At 59.8% G+C, this 21726-nt stretch carries 21 protein-coding genes; 4 read left to right on the top strand and 17 right to left on the bottom strand.

The genetic code is table 11. The features are described 5' to 3' along the window. The first annotated feature begins 2 nt into the window (after positions 1-2). Positions 3-725 (top strand): 1-acylglycerol-3-phosphate O-acyltransferase, encoded by a 723-nt coding sequence (locus OC445_RS12740; RefSeq protein WP_054920500.1) that lies wholly within the window; start codon positions 3-5, stop codon positions 723-725. Positions 726-872: 147 nt separating this feature from the next. Further along, complete coding sequence (locus OC445_RS12735; RefSeq protein WP_003193449.1) at positions 873-1844, top strand: magnesium and cobalt transport protein CorA; 972 nt, start codon at positions 873-875, stop codon at positions 1842-1844. On the opposite strand, the gene OC445_RS12730 is transcribed toward OC445_RS12735, so the two are convergent. The 3 genes from OC445_RS12730 to OC445_RS12720 form a co-directional block, all read right to left on the bottom strand. Next, the gene (locus OC445_RS12730) at positions 1841-2566 is read right to left on the bottom strand and encodes an amidotransferase (protein ID WP_054920497.1); all 726 of its coding nucleotides are present in this window, start codon (positions 2564-2566) and stop codon (positions 1841-1843) included. The genes OC445_RS12735 and OC445_RS12730 overlap by 4 nt on opposite strands. A 203-nt stretch (positions 2567-2769) precedes the next feature. Further along, positions 2770-4914, bottom strand: coding sequence for a 3-hydroxyacyl-CoA dehydrogenase NAD-binding domain-containing protein (locus OC445_RS12725; protein ID WP_262020172.1), 2145 nt, complete (start codon positions 4912-4914; stop codon positions 2770-2772). A 16-nt stretch (positions 4915-4930) separates the two neighbouring features. Further along, on the bottom strand, positions 4931-6136 hold the full coding sequence (locus OC445_RS12720) for an acetyl-CoA C-acetyltransferase (protein WP_034126758.1): 1206 nt from the start codon (positions 6134-6136) through the stop codon (positions 4931-4933). A 647-nt stretch (positions 6137-6783) separates the two neighbouring features. Here OC445_RS12720 and OC445_RS12715 point away from each other — a divergent pair. Further along, entirely contained in the window at positions 6784-7584 is an 801-nt protein-coding gene (locus tag OC445_RS12715; protein WP_127881152.1) for a c-type cytochrome, read from the top strand. 171 nt (positions 7585-7755) lie between these two features. Here the strand turns inward: OC445_RS12715 and OC445_RS12710 are convergent, their stop codons facing one another. The 14 genes from OC445_RS12710 to OC445_RS12645 form a co-directional block, all read right to left on the bottom strand. Then, positions 7756-8538: a transglutaminase N-terminal domain-containing protein gene (locus OC445_RS12710; protein WP_198791657.1), complete on the bottom strand. Its 783-nt coding sequence runs from the start codon at positions 8536-8538 to the stop codon at positions 7756-7758. Beyond that, positions 8535-9485 (bottom strand): alpha-E domain-containing protein, encoded by a 951-nt coding sequence (locus tag OC445_RS12705; protein WP_034126756.1) that lies wholly within the window; start codon positions 9483-9485, stop codon positions 8535-8537. The genes OC445_RS12710 and OC445_RS12705 overlap by 4 nt, the downstream gene beginning before the upstream one ends. Positions 9486-9489: 4 nt before the next feature. Continuing rightward, positions 9490-10899: a circularly permuted type 2 ATP-grasp protein gene (locus OC445_RS12700; RefSeq protein ID WP_197900424.1), complete on the bottom strand. Its 1410-nt coding sequence runs from the start codon at positions 10897-10899 to the stop codon at positions 9490-9492. Positions 10900-11344: 445 nt separating this feature from the next. Beyond that, on the bottom strand, positions 11345-11686 hold the full coding sequence (locus OC445_RS12695) for a ribonuclease E inhibitor RraB (protein ID WP_003193463.1): 342 nt from the start codon (positions 11684-11686) through the stop codon (positions 11345-11347). A gap of 213 nt (positions 11687-11899) precedes the next feature. Beyond that, positions 11900-12160: a hypothetical protein gene (locus tag OC445_RS12690; RefSeq protein WP_034126755.1), complete on the bottom strand. Its 261-nt coding sequence runs from the start codon at positions 12158-12160 to the stop codon at positions 11900-11902. Between the two features lie 79 nt (positions 12161-12239). Beyond that, a complete protein-coding gene (locus OC445_RS12685; RefSeq protein ID WP_034126754.1) occupies positions 12240-12845 on the bottom strand; it encodes an START domain-containing protein in 606 nt (201 codons plus the stop codon). 41 nt (positions 12846-12886) lie between these two features. After that, positions 12887-13141, bottom strand: a complete 255-nt coding sequence (locus OC445_RS12680) for a YkgJ family cysteine cluster protein (protein ID WP_034126753.1) — start codon at positions 13139-13141, stop codon at positions 12887-12889. Between the two features lie 162 nt (positions 13142-13303). Next, on the bottom strand, positions 13304-13795 hold the full coding sequence (locus tag OC445_RS12675; RefSeq protein ID WP_034126752.1) for a hypothetical protein: 492 nt from the start codon (positions 13793-13795) through the stop codon (positions 13304-13306). Between the two features lie 93 nt (positions 13796-13888). After that, positions 13889-15328 carry a PLP-dependent aminotransferase family protein gene (locus tag OC445_RS12670; RefSeq protein WP_003193472.1) on the bottom strand — a complete coding sequence of 480 codons (1440 nt, stop codon included), beginning with the start codon at positions 15326-15328 and terminating at the stop codon, positions 13889-13891. A 269-nt stretch (positions 15329-15597) separates the two neighbouring features. Then, the gene (locus OC445_RS12665; protein ID WP_034126751.1) at positions 15598-16410 is read right to left on the bottom strand and encodes an OmpA family protein; all 813 of its coding nucleotides are present in this window, start codon (positions 16408-16410) and stop codon (positions 15598-15600) included. Further along, positions 16407-16769: a DUF4398 domain-containing protein gene (locus OC445_RS12660; RefSeq protein ID WP_003193475.1), complete on the bottom strand. Its 363-nt coding sequence runs from the start codon at positions 16767-16769 to the stop codon at positions 16407-16409. The genes OC445_RS12665 and OC445_RS12660 overlap by 4 nt, the downstream gene beginning before the upstream one ends. Before the next feature lie 9 nt (positions 16770-16778). After that, positions 16779-17594, bottom strand: a complete 816-nt coding sequence (locus OC445_RS12655; RefSeq protein ID WP_054922611.1) for a substrate-binding periplasmic protein — start codon at positions 17592-17594, stop codon at positions 16779-16781. A gap of 160 nt (positions 17595-17754) precedes the next feature. Then, positions 17755-18684 carry an electron transfer flavoprotein subunit alpha/FixB family protein gene (locus OC445_RS12650; RefSeq protein ID WP_096143571.1) on the bottom strand — a complete coding sequence of 310 codons (930 nt, stop codon included), beginning with the start codon at positions 18682-18684 and terminating at the stop codon, positions 17755-17757. A gap of 2 nt (positions 18685-18686) precedes the next feature. Continuing rightward, the gene (locus OC445_RS12645) at positions 18687-19436 is read right to left on the bottom strand and encodes an electron transfer flavoprotein subunit beta/FixA family protein (RefSeq protein ID WP_014719538.1); all 750 of its coding nucleotides are present in this window, start codon (positions 19434-19436) and stop codon (positions 18687-18689) included. 516 nt (positions 19437-19952) lie between these two features. Between OC445_RS12645 and OC445_RS12640 the strand changes: the two genes are divergently transcribed. Then, positions 19953-21617: an electron transfer flavoprotein-ubiquinone oxidoreductase gene (locus OC445_RS12640; protein WP_034126749.1), complete on the top strand. Its 1665-nt coding sequence runs from the start codon at positions 19953-19955 to the stop codon at positions 21615-21617. The last annotated feature ends 109 nt before the right edge of the window (positions 21618-21726 follow it).

Here is a 21726-nt window from a genome sequence, read left to right as displayed (position 1 = left end):
CGATGCTTTTTCTGTTGCGTATGTTGTTGATGGGCCTGCATTTTATGATCGCTGGCGTGCTGGGTGTGCTGGTCGGTGTGTGCAGGCCGTTCAACCCGGACAACAGCCGTCTCTGCGCTCGCCTCTATGCGTTGCCGGCCATGCGGATCCTGGGCTTGAACGTAAAGACCGACGTCGACTCGCTGCGCAACAAGCCCGGTACCTGCGTGGTGATCGCCAACCATCAGTCCAATTACGATTTGTTTGTGTTCGGCAATGTAGTGCCCCACCGCACGGTCTGCATCGCCAAGAAAAGCCTGAAATGGGTACCACTGTTCGGCCAGTTGTTCTGGCTGGCGGGCAATGTGTTGATCGACCGTGGCAATGCGCACAAGGCCCGGCGTGCGATGCTGACCACCACGCATACCTTGCAGCATGAGGACACGTCAATCTGGGTGTTCCCGGAAGGTACGCGCAACCTGGGCAAAGGGTTGTTGCCGTTCAAGAAAGGCGCATTCCATATGGCGATTGCGGCCGGTGTGCCTATCGTGCAGGTGTGTGTCAGCAATTACGTGACGCAGATGAAGCTCAATCGTTGGGACAGTGGCAGTGTGCTGATACGCTCGTTGCCGCCGATTCCTACCTGTGGCTTGACGGTGGATGACATCCCTCAGTTGCTGCTGACGTGTCAGACGCAGATGGATGAGTGCATTGCACAGATGGATCGCGAACTGCAACGCGCGTAGGCGCCCGCTTAGGGTGACGCGGAGCGTCACGGGCGGCATTCCCACGCAGAGCGTGGGAACGATCAGTGATATCAGCCAGCAACAACGGAACGCCATTCAGGCTAAGCTGCCCAACATCTGTCCTCTTGATAAGAAGTGATCAGCACCATGGGTAGAGTTGTTGCGGCTGCCGTCTACAGCGCCGGTAAGAAAGTCTCGGATATCACTCTCGATGAAGGCGCGGCCTGGGCCGCCAAACCTGGGCACTTTGTGTGGATCGGCCTGGAAGAACCCAGCGCCCAGGAACTGAACAACCTGCAACGCCAGTTCAACCTGCACGAGCTGGCGATTGAAGACGCCATGGAAAAACACAGCCGCCCGAAGCTGGAAACCTTCGGCGACGCGCTGTTTATCGTCACCTACTCACCGGTGCGCGAGAACGGCAAGCTGGAGTTTATCGAAACCCATATTTTTGCCGGCAACGGCTACATCATAACCGCACGCAACGGTCACTCGGCGTCCTACGGCTTTGTGCGCCAACGCTGTGAGGCGCGGCCGCTATTGCTGGAGCATGGGGAAGATTTCGTACTCTATGCGTTGCTGGATTTTGTCACTGAAAACTACCAGCCGGTGAGCGAGGCGATCCATGCCGAGATCGATGAGCTGGAGCGCAACGTGCTGTGCAGTTCACTCAATGAGCGCGATATCCAGCACCTCCACGGGCTGCGTCGTGACGTCCTGCGGCTCAAGCGGCATGTGGCGCCGATGGTGGAAATCAGCCAAGAGTTGCAGAAGCTCAGCTTCCCGTTTATCGACAAGAACATGCGCCCGTATTTTCGTGATGTGCAAATCCACGTTACGCGACAGATGGAAGACCTCACCACCCTGCGCGACATTGCCAGCCAGACCATCGAGATCGGTGTGTTGCTGGAGGCTTCGCGCCAGAGCGTGGTGCAGCGCAAGTTCGCCGCGTGGGCGGCGATCCTGGCGTTCCCCACGGCGGTGGCGGGGATTTACGGGATGAACTTCCAGAACATGCCCGAGCTGCAATGGCACTACGGCTATTTTGCGGTGCTCGGTTTTATTACCTTGGGCTGTACCGGTTTATGGGCCAGCTTCAAGCGTTCGGGCTGGCTTTAAGCCTTGGCTTCAGGCTGGTGCGCCACAAAGCGCATCATCCACTCCGCCACGGTCACGCCGTGGTGGTCGCGCTCCAGGCTGGCCACGCCGTTGCTGTAGACCTTTTCACCCAGGGTTGTCTGAAGTATTTCCAGCAACTCACGGGAATAGTCGTGAACAAACTCCGGATGGCCCTGGAAGCACAGCACCTGGTCGCCAATGTGATACGCGGCAAACGGGCAGAATTCGCTGGAGGCGATCACGGTGGCGTTTTCTGGCAAGGTGGTGACTTGGTCCTGGTGGCTGATCAATAGCGTCAGCTCCGGCACCTCGGGGCTCATCCATGGCGTCTTGGCATCCAGTTTGTAGGCGTGGGTGCCCATGCCCCAGCCCTGGCTGGCACGTTCGGCCTTGCCGCCCAGCAGCAGCGCGAGCAACTGATGGCCGAAGCACACGCCCAGCAGCTTGTCGCCGCGCTCATAACGCGTGAGCAGGTAGGTTTTGAGCGTCTGGATCCAAGGGTCGATACCGAACGAATCGGCCTTGCTGCCGGTGATCAGGTACGCGTCAAACACTTCGTCATCCGGCGGGTACTCGCCTTGCACCACGTTGTAGACCACAAACTCGGCGGCTATCGGTTGCTTGGCGAACAGGCGCTTGAACATCTGCCCATAGCCTTGGTACTCATCGATCAAAGCGGGACGCAGAATATCGGTTTCCAGGATGCAGACGCGTAGCGACATAAAAAATACCTGACACGGCGATGGGAATATTGCACACCCAGAGCCTGCCTTGAAATACACCCCCAAAGCAAGCCCTCAATGGGCGCCCACACTCACTGTAGGAGCGCTTGCTCGCGAAGAACGTCAACGATAACGCAGGTATCCTGGATAAAAGCGTTGCCTGTGCGTTTTTCGCGAGCAAGCTCGCTCCTACAGTGAAACGTCTAAAACCGCTCGCCTTTTGCGGCTTTTTCCAACAACAACGTCGGCGGCGAGAAGCGCTCCCCGTACTCCTCGGCGAGGTAGCGGGCGCGGGCGATGAAGTCGTTCAGCCCGTACTGGTTGATAAACTGCAACGCGCCGCCACTCCAAGCGGCAAAACCGATGCCGAAGATTGAACCGACGTTGGCATCCGCCGTGGACATCAACACGCCCTCCTCCACGCAACGCACGGTTTCGATGGCTTGGATAAACAACAAGCGGTCGCGCACGTCCTGGGGTGAGATTTGCTCGTCGGGCTGTTCAAACCGGGTTTTCAGCTCAGGCCACAGGTGCTTCTGGCCGCCAGCGGGATAGTCGTAAAAACCACCGCCGGCCGCCTTGCCCGTGCGCTTGTATTCGTTCACCAACAGATCAATCACCGCCGTCGCCGGATGATTCGGCATAGCCTTGTCTTCGGCCTGCAGGTCCTTGGCCGTTTGCTGTCGGATATGGCTCATCAGGCTGAGGGACACTTCATCGGACACCGCCAACGGCCCCACTGGCATGCCGGCCTTGCGCGCTTCGGTCTCAATCATCGGCGCCGCCACGCCTTCGCCGAGCATGGCGATGCCTTCGTTGGTAAAGGTGCCGAATACTCGCGAGGTAAAGAAACCGCGACTGTCGTTGACCACAATCGGGGTTTTCTTGATTTGCAGTACGAAGTCAAAACCTCGGGCCAGGGTTTCGTCGCTGGTGCGCGCCCCCTTGATGATTTCCACCAAGGGCATCTTGTCCACGGGGCTGAAGAAGTGCAGGCCGATGAACCTGGCTTGATCAGGCACCGCCGTGGCCAGGCCGCTGATGGGCAAGGTGGAGGTGTTGGAGGCGATCACCGCGTCGGCCCCCACCACGCTTTGCGCTGCGGCCGAGACCTTGGCCTTGAGTGCGCGGTCTTCGAATACGGCCTCGATGATCAGGTCGCAGCCGGCCAGGTCGGCGTCATCCTGAGTAGGATGAATGCGCGCCAGGGTGGTTTCGCGCTGTTCGGCGGTCAATTGCCCACGGCTGACTTTCTTGTCCAGCAATGCGGCCGAATGAGCTTTGCCTTTTTCAGCGGCGGCCAGGGTGATGTCTTTGAGCACCACCTCGATCCCCGCACAGGCACTGACATAGGCGATGCCCGCGCCCATCATCCCGGCGCCGAGCACACCGACTTTGCGCGTTACATAAGGCGCAAAGCCCTGCGGGCGCGAGCTGCCAGCGTTGATTTGGTTGAGCTGGAACCAGAAGGTGCCGATCATGTTTTTTGCCACTTGCCCGGTCACCAGTTCGGTGAAGTAGCGGGTTTCGATCAGGTGCGCGGTGTCGAAGTCCACCTGGGCGCCCTCGACCGCCGCACACAGGATTTTCTCCGGCGCAGGGAAGCAGCCCTGGGTCTTGCTACGCAAAATCGATGGGGCAATGGCGAGCATCTGCGCGACTTTAGGGTGGGACGGCGCGCCGCCGGGAATCGAGTAGCCCTTGTTGTCCCAGGGTTGCCTGACCTGCGGATTAGCCAGAATCCAGGCACGGGCTTGAGCCAGCAATGCCTCGCGATCCGCCGCCAACTCATCAATCAAACCCGCTTGCAGGGCATGGGCGGGCCGCACCTTTTTGCCTTCGAGCAAATACGGCAAGGCTTTTTCCAGGCCAAGCATGCGCACCATACGCACCACGCCGCCGCCTCCTGGCAACAGGCCGAGGGTGACTTCCGGCAAACCCAACTGCACGGACTTGTCGTCCAGCGCGACCCGGTGATGGCAGGCCAGGCAAATTTCCCAACCACCGCCCAGGGCCGCGCCATTGATTGCGGCCACCACCGGTTTGCCGAGGGCTTCCAGGCGGCGTAATTGCGCTTTCAATACCAAGACACTGTCGTAGAACGACTTGGCATGGGCTTTATCGACCTTGACCAGCTCATTGAGGTCGCCCCCGGCAAAAAAGGTTTTCTTGGCCGAGGTGATCACCACCCCGGCGATCTCGTCCTTTTCCGCTTCCAGGCGCGCGAGGGTGGCCGCCATGGCTTCACGGTAGGCGGCGTTCATGGTGTTGGCGCTCTGGCCGGGCATGTCCAGGGTCAGTACCACGATCTGGTCCTGGCCTTTTTCGTAACGAATGGCATCGGTCATGACAAATTCCTTAGGCTCAGAGACGTTCGATAATGGTGGCGATCCCCATGCCACCGCCGACACACAAGGTGGCCAGGCCGTAGCGTTGCTGGCGCACCTCGAGCTCGTCGAGCAAGGTGCCGAGTATCGCGCAGCCGGTGGCGCCCAAGGGATGGCCCATGGCGATGGAGCCGCCGTTGACATTGACCCGTGCGGTGTCGATGCCCATGTCCTTGATGAACTTGAGCACGACCGAAGCAAAGGCTTCGTTGACTTCGAACAGGTCGATGTCTTCAACCCGCAGGCCGGCTTTGGCCAGTGCTTTGCGAGTGGCCGGCGCGGGGCCGGTGAGCATGATGGTCGGGTCGGTGCTGGTCACCGCCGTGGCGACAATACGCGCCCGCGGTTGCAGGCCCAGTTCACGGCCTTTGGCCTCGGAACCGATCAGCATCAGCGCGGCGCCATCCACAATGCCGGAACTGTTGCCCGGCGTGTGCACATGGTGGATGCGCTCCACGTGGCTATAGACCCGCAACGCGGTGGCGTCGAAGCCCATCTGGCCCATCATTTCGAAGCTCGGCTTGAGCTTGCCCAAGCCCTCGAGGGTTGAGTCGCCGCGGATAAATTCGTCATGGTCCAGCAGCACGATGCCGTTCTGGTCGTGCACCGCGATCAGCGACTTATTGAAGGAACCGTCTGCCCGCGCCCTGGCGGCTTTCTGCTGGGACTGTAGGGCAAAGGTGTCGACATCCTGGCGCGTGAAGCCTTCCAGGGTGGCGATCAGGTCGGCGCCAATGCCTTGGGGCGTGAAGTGGCTGTGCATATTGGTTTGCGGGTCGAGCACCCAGGCGCCGCCATCGCTGCCCATGGGCACGCGGGACATGGACTCGACGCCGCCAACAACCACCAGGTCTTCGAAGCCGGAACGCACCTTCATCGCCCCCAGGTTCACCGCCTCCAGGCCCGACGCGCAGAAGCGATTGACCTGTACACCGGCAACACTGACATCCCAGTCGGCCACCAGCGCGGCGGTCTTGGCGATATCGGCGCCCTGGTCGCCCACGGGGGTGACGCAGCCAAGGACGATGTCATCCACTTGGCGGGTGTCGAGGTCGCTGCGCTGCGCCAGCGCCGTGAGCAAGCCGGCCACCAGGTTTACCGGCTTGACGCTGTGCAGGGCACCGTCGGCCTTGCCTTTTCCCCGGGGCGTGCGTATCGCATCAAAGATCAAAGCTTGGGTCATGACATCCTCGAACCGCTATGGGTGTGTGCCCCTACCTTAGGCCCGATTGACACGGTTTCAATGACGGATGCGCTCATTGCTTTTGACCCCCTCGCTCGGACGAACGGTAGGTACCTACGGGAAATGCCTGATTAATCGTTTTAGCCGTCTAGCCCTAGGGCTGGCGCCAAGATGGCAATAAGCCTCATGCCGTTTTTAGCGCAAATACTTCTTAGCTGATATGAAATGAGTCTAAGCCAGAAAGAACGGGCGCTCTAAGGTTGAATCTGTAAGACGCTGCTGCCGGGTTTTGCTGGAGCAGCTGTAAGAAAAGTGCAACGTCACCTCGCGATACTGACTTCAACGGCACGCATTTGACGCTCAGGAATAACAACAAAAGAAAAGGCAGTCAGCCATGTTCAAACAATCAAAAGTACGTCAGGCGGGACTTATCCTGTTCGCCACCACCTTGATTCTGATCTTGCCCAATTTAACCAAGGTTATTGGGTGACACTCCCAGCTTCCGTGCACACACCGCACCAGGCCTGCAGCTTTTGGCAGCACCTGCCAGGACATTGCGCTTAGCGCTCCTGTTGCAGGGGCTGTCTTTTTACCTGCCGTTTTCCGTTATCGTGTGCGCCCTCACTCTCTCGCAACGGGCCTGTGCCTTGAAACCGATCCTCGCCCTTTTTGCCCTGCTGCTGAGCCTGCCTGCGGCGGCGGCACAGTTGACCATCGAGTTGGACCACACCCACAAAACCTGGGAGACCGCCGAGCTGCTCAAGCATCCCGACGCTCAGACGGTGCAGATCGTTGATGATGTGTCCTACAAGCGCAACATGACCTATCGTGCGGTGCCCCTCGCGGTGCTCTTGCCGGGCCTTAAATCTGCGAACCACCTGCAAGCCGTTGCCCTTGATGGTTTTGCCGCCGAACTTGCCGCCGCGCCGTTGCTGGAAAAAAACGGCGCCCGCGCCTGGCTGGCCGTGGAAGACCCGGCCCATCCATGGCCACCACTAGCACAGGGCAAGCCCAGCGCCGGACCGTTCTATCTGGTCTGGACCAACCCTCAAGCCGGACGTATCAGCCCGGAACAGTGGCCGTTCCAGGTCTCCAGGTTCAAACAGTTGCAGACGGTTGGCGAGCGTTTCCCGGCGTTATTGCCCGACCCTAAGCTGGCGGCGAACGACCCGATCAACCAAGGCTTCGCGTTGTTCCAGAAGAACTGCCTGGCGTGCCATCGCCTCAATGGCGGCGGTGATGCCCAGATGGGGCCGGACTTGAATGTGCCCTACAACCCCACCGAGTATTTCAGCGGCGATTTTCTCAAGCGTTACATCCGCGACCCGCAAAGCCTGAGGCATTGGCCACAGGCGAAGATGCCGGCGTTTACAGCCATTGTATTGCCAGACAATGAGTTGGACTTGCTGGTGGGGTATCTCCGGCATATGGCGGGCCGCAAGTTGTAGGGGCGAGCTTGCTCGCGAAAAGCCTGAGAGCACCGTCGATCGTTCCCACGCTCTGCGTGGGAACGCCTCTTGCGATGCTCTGCATCACGCTATGGGACGCGGAGCGTCCTGGGCTGCATTCCCACGCAGAGCGTGGGAACGATCAAGCAAGCTTGCTCCGACAGTTATCGGTCATTGCTGCGGCGCCACGAATACCTTGGCGTGCATCTGCTCATGCCCACCGCCACGGCGCATGCCGCGTACCGGGCAGGCGTCGAGGTAGTCCAGGCCCACCGCCAGCTTCAAGTGCCGCTCCGGCCGGGCCAGTTGGTTGGTCACGTCAAAGCTGTACCAGGCGTCATCCAGCCAGGCTTCGGCCCAGGCATGACTGGCCAGGTGCGCGCTGTCTTCGGTGTACAAATACCCCGACACATACCGCGCCGGGATCCCTAGGCTGCGTGCGCAGGCCAGGAACGCATGGGTATGGTCCTGGCACACCCCAGCGGCACCTGCGAAGGCTTGGGCGGCGCAGGTATCGACGTCGGTCGCGCCGGGGGTGTAGACCATGGTGTGGTTGAGCGCCTGCATCAAGTCGATAAGCGCCGTACGGTCGCGACGCTGACGGCAGTTTTGCTCGGCAAACCCGCGCAGGGCGTCGTCGGGCTCGGTGAGGCGCGTGGAGCGCAAAAACGGAAAGGCAGACTGGCTTTCGTGTTCGGCCTCGCGCAATTCATCGATCTCCACCACGCCCCGGGCGCCAATGATGATGGCGTCATGGGGCTCGTCCAGCGTGAGCACATGCAGGATGTTGCCGAACGGGTCCACCTGCGCCCGCACGGGGCGTGGAAGGTCGAGTTGCCAGCTCAGCACGTGCTGGCGCTCGCTGTCATGAGGGGTCAGGCGCAGGTACTGGATGCTGGCGCGCACTTGGTCTTCGTAGTGGTAGGTAGTGTCGTGGCTGATGGAGAGTCTCATGCCGCCTCCAGGTAGGAACTGTAGATGGCGTCGCCCAACTGGCGGACCAAAGGGATAAAGTCGGTCAGCCAGGCATGCAGGCCTTCCTCGAGGATTTCGTCGATGGCCGTAAAGCGCAGGCGCGCATCCATCTCGGCGGCCAGGCGCTGGGCCGGGCGACCATTGAGGCCTGGCAGGCTCGCGAGGATCTGGTCGATCTCTTCGCTGCAAGCACGCAGCGAACGCGGCACATCCGCGCGTAAGAGCAGCAGTTCGGCCACTTGCCGAGCGCCCGGCGCATCGCGATAAATCTCGGTGTACGCCTCGAACGACGACAGAGCCCGCAGCAACGCACTCCATTGGTAATACGCGTGAGCCGTACCATCGCTGACCGCCGCCGCCTGTTCGCCGGCCATTTCGTAGCGGGCATCCAGCAGGCGCAGGGTGTTATCGGCGCGCTCGATAAAGGTGCCCAGGCGGATAAAGCGGAAGGCATCGTTGCGCATGATGGTGCCGTACGTGGCGCCCCGAAACAGATGGGAACGCTCCTTGACCCACTCACAAAACCGGCTCATGCCGTAATGGCTGAGCCCCTGCTGGGCGATATCGCGAATGTCCAGCCAGGTGGCGTTGATGTTTTCCCACATGTCGGCGGTGATCCGCCCACGTACCGCATGGGCGCTGGCCCGCGCCGCACCCAGACAGCTGTAGATGCTCGCCGGGTTGGCCGCGTCCAATGCAAAAAAGTGCAGCAAGCGTTCAGCGTGCAACGGGCCATGGCGCTCGTGGTAATCGTCCAGAGTGCCGGTGATCAACAGCGGCATGGCCAATTCGTGCAGGCCATCGCCGCGCCCGTCCTGGGGCATCAGCGACAGCGAATAGCTGACATCGAGCATGCGTGCGAGGTTTTCGGCACGTTCCAGGTAGCGTGACATCCAGTACAAATCCGAGGCAGTTCTACTCAACATGGCATCAGTCCTCGACCACCCAGGTGTCTTTGGTTCCGCCGCCCTGGGACGAGTTGACCACCAGCGAGCCTTCGCGCAGCGCCACACGGGTCAGGCCACCCGGCACCACGCGGGTGTCCTTGCCGGACAACACGAAGGGGCGCAGGTCGATATGGCGCGGGGCGATTCCGTTTTCGACAAAGGTCGGGCAGGTGGACAAGCACAGGGTCGGCTGCGCGATATAGGCGTGTGGCTTGGCCTTGATACGCGCCCGGAACGCTTCGATTTCTGCGGTTGTAGACGCCGGGCCAACCAGCATGCCGTAACCACCGGAGCCCTGGGTTTCCTTGACCACCAGGTCGGGCAGGTTGGCCAGCACGTGGGACAACTCGTCAGGCTTACGGCATTGAAAAGTCGGAACGTTCTGCAGGATCGGCTCTTCATCGAGGTAGAAGCGGATCATCTCGATGACGAACGGGTAAACCGATTTGTCGTCCGCGACTCCGGTGCCAATGGCGTTGGCCAGCACCACATTGCCGCAACGGTAGGCGGCGAGCAGGCCGGGTACACCAAGCATCGAGTCGGGGTTGAATGCCAAGGGATCTAGAAATGCATCATCGAGGCGACGGTAGATCACATCGACAGCCTTGGGTCCATCGGTGGTGCGCATGAACACACGGTCATCGCGCACGAACAAATCCGCGCCTTCCACCAACTCCACACCCATTTCCCGAGCCAGGAAGGCATGTTCGAAGAATGCGCTGTTGAAACGCCCGGGCGTCAGTACTACCACACTGGGGTTATCCAGGGGGCTGGCGCTTTTCAGGGTGTCGAGCAGCAGGTTGGGGTAATGGTCGATGGGCGCGATGCGCTGGGCCGCGAACAACTCGGGGAACAGACGCATCATCATCTTGCGGTCTTCGAGCATGTAGCTGACACCGCTGGGCGTGCGCAGGTTGTCTTCGAGCACGTAGTACGTGCCGTCGCCATCGCGTACGAGGTCCACCCCGGAGATGTGCGAATAGATATCGCGGTGCAAGTCCAGGCCCTGCATTGCCAGTTGGTATTGCTCGTTGGCCAATACCTGCTCGGCGGGGATGATGCCGGCCTTGATGATGCGTTGGTCGTGGTACAGGTCGGTGAGGAACAGGTTCAGCGCCTTGACCCGCTGGATGCAACCGCGTTCGACAACCCGCCATTCACTCGCCGGAATGCTGCGGGGGATGGTATCGAAGGGGATCAGACGCTCGGTGCCTTGTTCGTCCCCGTAGAGGGTGAAGGTGATGCCGGCGCGATGGAACAGCAAATCGGCTTCACGCCGGCGCTGGGCCAGCAGTTCGGCAGGGGTGTCGGCCAACCAACGGGCGAACTCGCGATAATGGGGGCGAACCTGCCCTGCCCCATCGTACATTTCATCGTAATAAGTGCGGATCATGCCGTACTCCTTGTCACCCGGACGCAAGAACCTTCGCAAGGCCCGTGCCAGCGGCATAAACACTTGATAATCAAACAGTTGCATAATCCGAGGGGATTTGCGGCACCGTCCTGGTGCGCGCAATTGCCTGGGCCACGCCGTACGCTCCGTTGCAATGCGGTGTTTGGCTATCAACAGCATAGTCAGAGTTGATTTCACTGCCCGCCTGCACATGCGGATAATCGCCCACATCGGTTGAACAGGACGTGTCCTACAGCCAAACCCTTTGCACATTCAGTAACGTATTGACTCGTGTACTGATGACTCCTCGGTCTTCCCTTTCCGCCACCCCATCCGGGTGGCTTTTTTTTGCGCCTGAAACGGCAGTTTCCGTTGCGACGGTAGCCCAAACAAAATCGGCCGACCCAAAGGTCAGCCGATACGCTGTGCTGCTCATAAATACCAACTACATGGGTAACCCACGCACCTCCTGCTTGACGCCCCATCCTTCGATGATCCCTCCCAGGGGCTCGACCACCGCTTCAAAGTCTTGCTCGAAGTCTCCTATGCCGTCGTAGGTTGCGAACATGATTTTGCTCAGTTCCAGGTACCAGGCGCCATCGTCGCGCGCGCTGACCTGGGCGTTGAGGGACTCCCCACGAAATCGACCCGCAGCCCTGCGCGCCCGCTCCTCATCCGGGAAAATGGCGTAGAACTCGATGGGGTGAAAGCGCGAGAAATCAAAGCCGCCTTCTTTCATGCGGCGCAGTACGTTGGTGCTGATGTCTTCTTGATAGGCTGTGCTCATGAAACGTCCTCCTCACACCGATGGATAGACTTTCCGTGCTTCCTGAAGCCCCGCGCCCTGCTGGCGCGGGCACCACGGCATAACAACACCGCAGGAAAACAAGCATGTAGCTGACAAGACCAGACCTTAGCGATTCATTCGCTGATCTCGATTGCAGAGTAGCGTGAAGCTGTCACCACCACCAGAGGGGCTTGAAGGGTCTATAGAAAATGTTCAGGCCGCGGGTTCGACCTTGAGGTCCTTGATACCATTCTGATCATGCAGGCTCTTGACCGTGGGGTCGGGGACACGGTCGGCAAGATCGTTAAGGTCCAGCTTTTCCAACACCGGCGACACACGCACGCGCACCATTTGTGCGGCTTCTTCCAGCGTCGGCTCATGCTCGCAGTCGAATTGCTCGACTACCGGCTCGCCGCGGTCGTTGATGAAAGAAACATTCCACTTCGGCATCGGTGCCTCCTCGATAAAACCCATAGGTGGGCTTACTTCTATCTGGACCGTGAGGGCTCGCCAAACGTTCCACTCAAGGCCGGAGGCACCGGATCAACTGCACTTATTTTTCAGCGTGTTCTTTCAAGGCTTTCAAGGTGTTGAACGGCGCGTCCACCACAAACTTGTTGGCCAGCCACGACGGCACGCTGCCGCCTGGCTCGGTGTGTACCTGGTAGGTGACTTCGGTCTGGTTATCGCCCTTTGGCACCAGTTTCCAGAAACCCTCCACCTGGGCGACCCGCACGTAGCCTTTTGCTTCGGGCTTGTAGGTCGGCACACCTTCCAGTTTGCGCGTGACGGTGCCGTCAGCGGCTTTGGTGGTGGTGACGTGGATGTACGAGTCGCGGTCCGTCACGGGGAACGGGGCCTTGAACTGGGTGTAGGTCCAGGCCTCGTCGCCTTTCTTGTCGACGAGTTTCTGGGATTTGCATTCATGGATCCATGCGCAAGCACCGACCACATCTTCCTGCAGCGCCTGGACTTTGGCCAAAGGCGCCTTGATCACGGTCACGCCGCGATAGGCCTTGTACTTGGAACCGGCAATCTCGCTCAGGGACACCTTGATACCGTCTTCGTCCTTGGCGACTTGCCAATCCTCAGCCTGGGCAGTGGCCGCAAACAACAGCGTAAAACCGCACAGCACAGCCACTCGTTTCAGCGAACCCATCGTTGTATTCCTTATTGTTGAAGTTCCGATAGTAAAGCCCATCAAGCCGCCGTCATCTGCTCCCACCAGCCGATCAGCCGGATGGCATCGGCCTGGTCGTTGCCGCACACCTCAATATCGGCCTTGAAATCACTGCACACGGCGGGCCGCTGCGGTTGACCGAACAACTGGCACAATTGTTCCACCGACAGGTGCACGCAACGGACGCCAGCGGGTTTGCCCTGGGGCATTCCGGGTAGTGGCGAACTGATGGAGGGGGCAATGCAGCAGGCGCCACAGCCTTCACGGCATTTCATGACCAGCAGGTCCTCGACGACTCAATAGGGATGGCCGGGCTAGAGTACGCCCTTAAACAGCCGTTTTAAAATGGGCCAACAGGAGTTTTTCGCACAAAACAAAAATGACCGACCAGTCTGCGACAGATGGTCGGCAACCTGGGTCACCTGTGGCCCGAAAGTTTATTGCTTGAATTCGAAATCCAGCGCAGCGCCTTCAACATCACGGCGCTCTTCGTTACGCAGTTGCAGCTTCATCTCATTGCTGAGCAAGCGGCCGTTGATCTGGAACGCACTGTTGTCGGTGGGCTTTTCACCAAACATCGGCGGCAACAGAGGCACGCTCTTGGGCTTGGGCATGGTGCCAATGGGTTGCAAGTGCCTGACCATGTCCGAAGGCAGGGACAGGTCCAACTGTGCCGGTGGCAGTTTGGTCTGGGCGACCTCATGGGCCGACTTGGACTTGCTCGCCACGGGTGCACGCTTTTTGGTCGAAGCGGCTTTTTTTTGCGCGGCAGGGGATTTTTTCGCAGGCGTTGGCTGCTTGGCTGAGGTCTTTTGCTCGGCACCGACAACAGGCTTGCCTTCAGCCACCGGTGCTGCAGCCAGCACGCTACCGGCATTGCACAGGCTCAGCAGACCAAGCATCAACGTAACGCGAAAAATAGAAGTCATATCGCCAACAGCATTAACGGCAGAAGGCCATATGCTCGCTTGTTGTGCGCGGCATGACAAGGGCACAGATCAGTCTTGTCCCCTTTGCTCGCCTCAAAAACCCGCTGCGGCCTCTTGGCACAGCTGGCTGGCAAGCATTCCCAGGGTCATCAACGCCCTCTCCGCCTCGCGGTTCCACGGCGTGCCGCAATTGAGGCGAATACAGTGGTTGAACTGTTCGGTATTACTGAAAATCAGCCCTGGCGCAATGCTGATGCCTTGTTGCAGGGCACGCACATGCAGTTCCTGAGTATTGACCCGCCCCGGCAAACTGACCCACAGGATAAAGCCGCCGGTCGGGCGGGTCATCTGGGTGCCCTCGGGGAAATACTGCTGCACCGCCAATTGGAAGGCGCTGAGGTTCTTGCGGTATTCCTGGCGGATGTAGCGCAAATGACGGTCGTAGCCACCGTTTTCCAGATAGGCCGCGACGCCCATCTGGGTGACGCTGCATGCCGAATGCGTGCTGAACATCTGCAGGCGCTGGATTTCCTGCTGGTATTTACCGGCAATCATCCAGCCAATGCGTACGCCCGGCGACAAGGTCTTGGAAAAGCTTGAGCAATAGATCACCCGGTCGAGGCGGTCGTAGGCCTTGAGAGCTTTGGTGCGGCCGAGTTCGAACATCAACTCGCCGTAAATATCATCTTCGACGATCTGGATATCAAAGTCCGACGCCAGGCGCAGCAACTGTTTCTGCCGCTCCTCTGGCATGGTGCCGCCCAGCGGGTTACTCAAGCGCGTGGTCAGCACCAGCGCCTTGATCGACCATTGGTTGGCGGCCAGTTGCAGGGCTTCCAGGCTCATGCCCGTGGCAGGGTCACTGGGGATCTCGATCACCTTGAGGCCCAGCAAATCAGCCAATTGCAGCAAGCCGTAATAGGTCGGTGATTCAGCCGCGATCAGGTCGCCAGGGCGCGTCAGCACGCGCAACGACATTTGCAAGGCATCGACACAGCCGTGGGTAATCACCACTTCGGAAGGGTCCACTACCACCCCGGCATCGCGCATGCGGATCGCCACCTGGCGCCGCAGGGGTTCAAAGCCAGGGCTGAACATGTAGCTGAACGCCCGTGGGCTCTGGAAACGCGTGACCTTGGCCAATTGCTGATGCAATGCCCGCACCGGCAGGTAGTCGACACTCGGCACCGCCGCCCCCAGGGGAAAAACCCCTTCACGGCGCGACTCGACCAGCACCTGCTGGATGATACTGCTACGGGTGACCAACCCTGGGCGCTCGACCCGTGCGATATCAGGCGTAGGCGCCGTGAGTGCTGGCGTCTGGTGCACGTAGTAGCCCGACTGCGGCCGCGCCCGGATCAGCCCCTGGTCTTCCAGGTTGGCGTAGGCCTGCAGCACCGTGGCATGGCTCACATTGAGCTGGGAACTCATCTTGCGCACCGACGGCACGCGCTCCCCCGGTTGGTAAACACCGCGGCGGATGTCCTCAGCCAGTTGCTGGGCAATACGTTGGTAAAGCAACAGATTGGTCATGACGCAGCACTCGATTTCACGGGCATTTTATTTTTGTGTGAAACATACATACCGGCACAGTTTAGAAGTGTACGGGGACAGTTGCCACAATAGTCGAGCGTGGGCAGGAGTGACAGTAAAAACTGCCGGGGGAGCTGGGGTGGGCATCGCCGAAACGAAATGTGGGAGCGGGCTTGCTTGCGAAGGCGGTGTGTCAGTCAGCACATCCTGTACTGAGCCACCGCATTCGCGAGCAAGCCCGCTCCCACAATTTGGAGCTGCGTCAGCTGTTAGCGCGCAGCGCCCAATTGGCCCTTCTCGTCAGAGAAAACAATTTCCACCCGACGGTTTTGTGCACGACCACGCTCGGAGGCATTGGCTTCCACCGGGTATTGGTCGCCGTAGCCCTCGACTTCGATGCGCTTGTCATCGATGCCCAGGTCCATCAACAGGTCGGCCACCGATTGAGCCCGGTCGCGGGACAGTTTCAGGTTTTCCTGCTCGCCACCGGTGTTGTCGGTGTAGCCCTCGATGCGCACCCGACGCTTGGGGTTCAGTTGCAGGAATTGCACGATCTTGAGCACCGTGCGGTTGGCCGAATTCTGCAGCTCCGCTTCGCCGGTGTCGAACAGTACGTCGCCCAGGGTCATCACCAGGCCACGGTCGGTCTGGGTGGTGAGGCTGGCGATTTGCGCTTCAACCCACTTGCCCTGCTGTTGCACGCTGGCCAGCTTGTTTTCGCGCAAGGCCAGTTGCAGGCGCTGACGTTCCAACTCCAGTTGGGTGCCGCGCTCGGCATTCAGGCCCTGCTGGGTGTGCTCTCGGGCGATGGCGCTGTACCGCTGGCTCAGGTAGGCGTAATGCACCACATCGGAGCCGCTGCCCCAGTAGCTGGACAGGCGATCGGCGCGGGCCAGGGACTCTCCGGCGCGGATCACGTCCTTGGGCGCGAAGCGCAGCACGTTGGCGTCTTCCTTGACCTTTTGAAAGTCATCGCCGGCCTGCTGCAACGCCTGCTCACTCGTGGGTTGGCTCGCACAGCCGCCCAGGGCCACGCTGCCCAGCAGCAGTACACAGCTCAGGCCACGGATCATCGGGCTCATTGTGCTTCTCCCAACTGCAGCTGCTTACGCAGGCGAGTGATACGGGTATTGAGCACGTTCAATTGTTCCTGGCTCTTGCCGGTCAGCACTTTGGCTTCGGCCAGGCGTGCGTCCAGCTCAGCCTGCTCGGCGCGCATCCGCGCTCGCTTGTAGGATTGGTCGGCCATGTTGCCCTTGGCCCGGGCGAATTTTTCTTCGGCCAGCTTCAGTTCGGGGGATTCATCGGTGTTGGCCCCGACCGCGGTGGCTTGTTCCAAGGCTTGCTGGGTCAGGCGCATTTGTTCGATCGGCGCAGGATCGGTTGCGCATCCCGCCAGCGCGACAACGGCAAGGGCCGCGAAAAGAGCTCGAAAAATCACTGTAAATCCCTACTTTGTTGGGGTGCCGACAGGTTGTTGCAGTTGCGCTTTCCAACGCTCCAGATTGCGCTGCAGCGCGGCTTGAGCGGCACCGGAGGCGGGCAATTCTGTCATCTTTTTCGTCAGCTGTCCGCGAAGCCAAGGATCATTGCAGGCCGAGTTGTGGGAAATCGCCAGGTACAGGCCAGGCTGATCGACAGGCACCTCATGGGCCACCAGGTCATTACTCATGCCCAGGGTCTGGGCCATGGCCATGCCGGAATAGCGCCCAGCCAGCACGTAGTCCACCTCACCGAGCAACAGTTTCTGGAAAGCCGGCGTCAAATTGGGCAGGCGTTGCAGGTTGAGTTGCTGGCTGGCGAAGGTTTCGAACTCCGCGCTCAAACGCGCACGTTCCGAGACTGCGCCTTTGTGGCCGTGCAAATCGGCGGCGGTGGAATAGACCACGGCTGAATCCTTGCGCGTCCATACCAGGTAGTCGGTCTGCATCAGCGCCGGATGGATGTAGTCGAAGTGGTCCAGTTCACCCAGGTTCAGCGGTGCGTCGGCGAGAATGTCCATGCGCCCGCTGCGTGCTTCATCAAGGGCCAGGGAGCGTTTGCCGCCGTAGAGCAGGTCGATTTTCAGCCCGAGCTCCTTGCCCACTTGTTGCAGCACGTCAGCGGTCGCGCCGATCAGGTGCGTAGGGTCCTGGGGGTCGCGCCAGAGTAAAGGCGGTGCGTCCGGGCTGCCGGTGATCACCAGGCGCTCGCACTTGCCGGCGGCGAGCGTCAGGCTCGGCAGCAGCGTAAGGCCCAACAGTACAGTCCAGGGGCGCAGCGCCATGGCATGTTCCTTCCTAAAGTGCTCGCGAAAAACGTCAACGATAACGCGTGCGTTCTGAATAAATGCGGCGCCTGTGGTTTTTTCGCGAGCGAGCTCGCTCCTACAGGGAATAAAAAAGCCCGGTCATAAGACCGGGCTCTTTATAAGTGAAGCGGCTGGATTAGACCAGCTTCTCCAACTCAGGTACGGCTTCGAACAAGTCCGCCACCAGGCCATAATCGGCAACCTGGAAGATCGGAGCTTCTTCGTCCTTGTTGATCGCAACGATCACTTTGGAGTCTTTCATACCGGCCAAGTGCTGGATCGCGCCGGAGATACCGACGGCGATGTACAGCTGTGGCGCAACGATCTTGCCGGTCTGGCCGACCTGCATGTCGTTGGGTACGAAACCTGCGTCAACGGCTGCGCGGGAAGCGCCGACCGCAGCGCCCAGCTTGTCGGCCAGGGCGTACAGGTGTTTGAAGTTGTCACCGTTCTGCATGCCACGCCCGCCGGAAACGACGATCTTGGCAGCGGTCAGTTCAGGACGATCCGACTTGGCGAGCTCTTCACCGACGAAGCTGGAAGTGCCAGCGTCGTGGGCAGCGGAGACGGCTTCAACGGCAGCCGAGCCACCTTCGGCGGCAACCGGGTCGAAACCGGTGGCACGCACGGTGATGACCTTGACCGAAGCATTGGACTGCACGGTTGCGATGGCGTTACCGGCGTAGATCGGGCGCTTGAAGGTATCGGCGCTTTCTACCGAGATGATCTCGGAGATCTGGTCAACATCCAGCTGCGCGGCAACGCGTGGCAGGATGTTTTTGCCGTTGGAGGTGGCGGCAGCCAGGATGTGGGTGTAGCTCTTGCCCAACTCTGCCACTAGCGGTGCAACATTTTCCGGTAGCTGATGCGCGTAAGCGGCATTGTCAGCGTTCAGGACTTTGCTCACGCCTGCGATTTTTGCAGCCGCTTCAGCCACGGCGCCAGCGCCCTGACCAGCAACCAGCACGTGGATGTCCCCACCGATTTTAGCGGCAGCGGCCACGGTGTTCAGGGTGGCCGGGGCCAGTACCTTGTTGTCGTGTTCAGCGATTACCAAGATAGTCATGATTAGATTACCTTCGCTTCGTTTTTCAGTTTCTCGACCAGTTCAGCCACCGACTTGACCTTGATGCCCGCGCTGCGTGCAGCCGGCGCTTCGACTTTGACGGTCTTGTTGGTAGAGGCGGTGGAAACGCCCAAAGCGTCCGGAGTCAGCGTTTCCAGAGGCTTCTTCTTGGCTTTCATGATGTTTGGCAGGGACGCATAACGCGGCTCGTTCAAACGCAGGTCGGTGGTGACGATGGCCGGCAGTTTCAGGGAAACCGTCTGCGCGCCGCCGTCGATTTCACGGGTGACCGCAACGCTGTCGCCGCTAACTTCGACTTTCGAAGCGAAGGTGCCCTGGCCGTAACCGGTCAGTGCAGCCAACATCTGGCCAGTCTGGTTGTTGTCGCTGTCGATGGCTTGTTTGCCCAGGATCACCAGTTGTGGCTGCTCCTTGTCGACAACGGCCTTGAGCAGCTTGGCAACGGCCAGGGAGGTCAGCTCTTCAGCGGACTCCACCAGAATGGCGCGGTCGGCGCCCAGGGCCAAAGCGGTACGCAACTGCTCTTGGGCAGTGGTCGGCCCGATGGACACCACGACGATTTCCGTCGCCACGCCTTTCTCTTTCAGGCGTACGGCTTCTTCCACAGCGATTTCGCAGAAAGGGTTCATCGACATCTTGACGTTAGCAAGGTCGACGCCGGAATTGTCCGCCTTGACGCGAACTTTCACGTTGTAATCGACAACGCGTTTGACAGCTACAAGAACCTTCATGGATTCCTCGTTACTCTCCGGTGAAAAGAAAGTCGCCTAGGCGAACCTGGCGGTTGATGCTCATCGGCACACAAGGGCACCTCCAAAGATCTCGGCAGTGGCCTTGCACACGGGAAATGACGACCGTTCGTCAGTGGTGACTGAGAGGTCATTCTTTATCGCGGCGTGTAAACTGCGCTCCAACGTTTGGGTGCGCATCACCTTCATTGCCTTCAGCCTGTCTTTGGACGTGCTCTTGAAACCTGCAGTCTGCCTACGGGAAGCGCAAAGCCGACCGTATCTTGACCGGAACGCCTATTCTGGTCAATACGGCAAAATGGTCAGTCATAAGCCCCGTTGCTTTGATTTATCTAGGCTGCAGGCAATTCAAACAAACGTTTGTATTGGACGCTGTCAGTGGTCTATATATAATGCGCCACCTAGAGAGACAGGTGGGTGCTGCCTTCGCGCAGAACCACACCGAACCTCCATCCATTAGAAAAAAAAGCCTGTTGAGCCTTGAGTAGGAGATAGCCTGTGGAACGCGAATACATGGAATTCGACGTGGTCATCGTCGGCGCTGGCCCGGCTGGCCTGTCTGCCGCCTGCCGACTGAAGCAGAAGGCCGCCGAAGCCGGTAAGGAAATCAGCGTCTGCGTGGTCGAGAAAGGCTCCGAAGTCGGCGCCCATATCCTCTCCGGTGCCGTGTTTGAACCACGTGCCCTGAACGAGCTGTTCCCGGACTGGAAAGCACTCGGCGCCCCGCTCAACACGCCCGTGGTGCGCGATGACATCTATGTACTGCGCAGCCCGGAAGCCTCCACCAAGGTGCCCGACTTCTTTGTGCCCAAGACCATGCACAACGAAGGCAACTACATCATTTCCCTGGGCAACCTGTGCCGCTGGCTGGCCCAGCAGGCCGAGAACCTCGGCGTGGAAATCTACCCAGGCTTCGCCGCCCAGGAAGCGCTGTTCGACGAGAACGGCGTGGTACGCGGCATCATCACCGGCGACCTCGGCGTCGACCGTGAAGGCAAGCCAAAAGACGGCCTGTACACCCCGGGCATGGAGCTGCGTGGCAAGTACACGCTGTTCGCCGAAGGTTGCCGTGGCCACATCGGCAAGCAACTGATCCAGCGCTTCAACCTGGACAGCGACGCCGACGCCCAGCACTACGGCATTGGCCTGAAGGAAATCTGGGAAATCGACCCAGCCAAGCACCAGCCGGGCCTGGTGGTGCACACCGCCGGTTGGCCGCTGGACATCATGGGTAAAGAGAACACCGGTGGCTCGTTCCTTTATCACCTGGAAAACAATCAAGTCGTGGTCGGCCTGATCGTCGACCTGTCCTACAGCAATACCTTCCTGTCGCCGTTCGATGAATTCCAGCGCCTCAAGCACCACCCGGTGCTGGCCCAGTACCTGGAAGGCGGCAAGCGGGTCAGCTACGGCGCCCGTGCGATCTGCAAAGGTGGCCTGAATTCGCTGCCGAAGATGGTCTTCAAGGGCGGCGCGCTGATCGGTTGCGATCTGGGCACCCTGAACTTCGCCAAGATCAAAGGCAGTCACACCGCGATGAAGTCCGGCATGCTCGCCGCCGACGCCGTGGCTGACCGCCTGTTTGCCGAATCCGAGGGCGGTGATGAGCTGACCACATATGTCGACAGCTTCAAAGCCAGCTGGCTGTATGAAGAACTGTTCGCCAGCCGTAATTTCGGCCCGGCCGTGCACAAGTTCGGCGCAATCATCGGCGGCGGTTTCAACTGGCTCGACCAGAACATTTTCGGCGGCAAGATTCCTTTCACCCTGCACGACACCAAGCCGGACTACGCCTGCCTGAAGCTGGCCAAAGACAGCCAGAAGATCGACTACCCCAAACCCGACGGCAAGCTGAGCTTCGACAAGCTGAGCTCGGTGTTCATCTCCGGCACCAACCATGAAGAAGAGCAGCCGTGCCACTTGAAGCTCAAAGACCCAAGCATCCCGATCGGCACCAACCTGCCGCTCTACGATGAACCGGCGCAGCGCTACTGCCCGGCTGGCGTGTATGAAGTGGTGACCAAGGAAGACGGCGAGAAACGCTTCCAGATCAACGCCCAGAACTGCGTGCACTGCAAGACCTGTGACATCAAGGACCCTTCGCAGAACATCACCTGGGTGACGCCGGAAGGCGCGGGCGGGCCGACTTACCCGAATATGTAAGTCGTTCGCTTAACCAGAAAAGGCTCCCGAAATGGGTAATGCCAGTCAGTTAAGACAGAATCGGTAACTGTGGCGAGGGAGCTTGCTCCCGCTGGGGCGCGAAGCGGCC

The sequence above is a fragment of the Pseudomonas sp. Pse35 genome (assembly GCF_024519715.1).
In the GTDB taxonomy this organism is placed as follows: domain Bacteria; phylum Pseudomonadota; class Gammaproteobacteria; order Pseudomonadales; family Pseudomonadaceae; genus Aquipseudomonas; species Aquipseudomonas paracarnis.
Note: the sequence above shows the minus strand (reverse complement) of the source record. Positions and strands in the feature narration are given on the sequence as shown.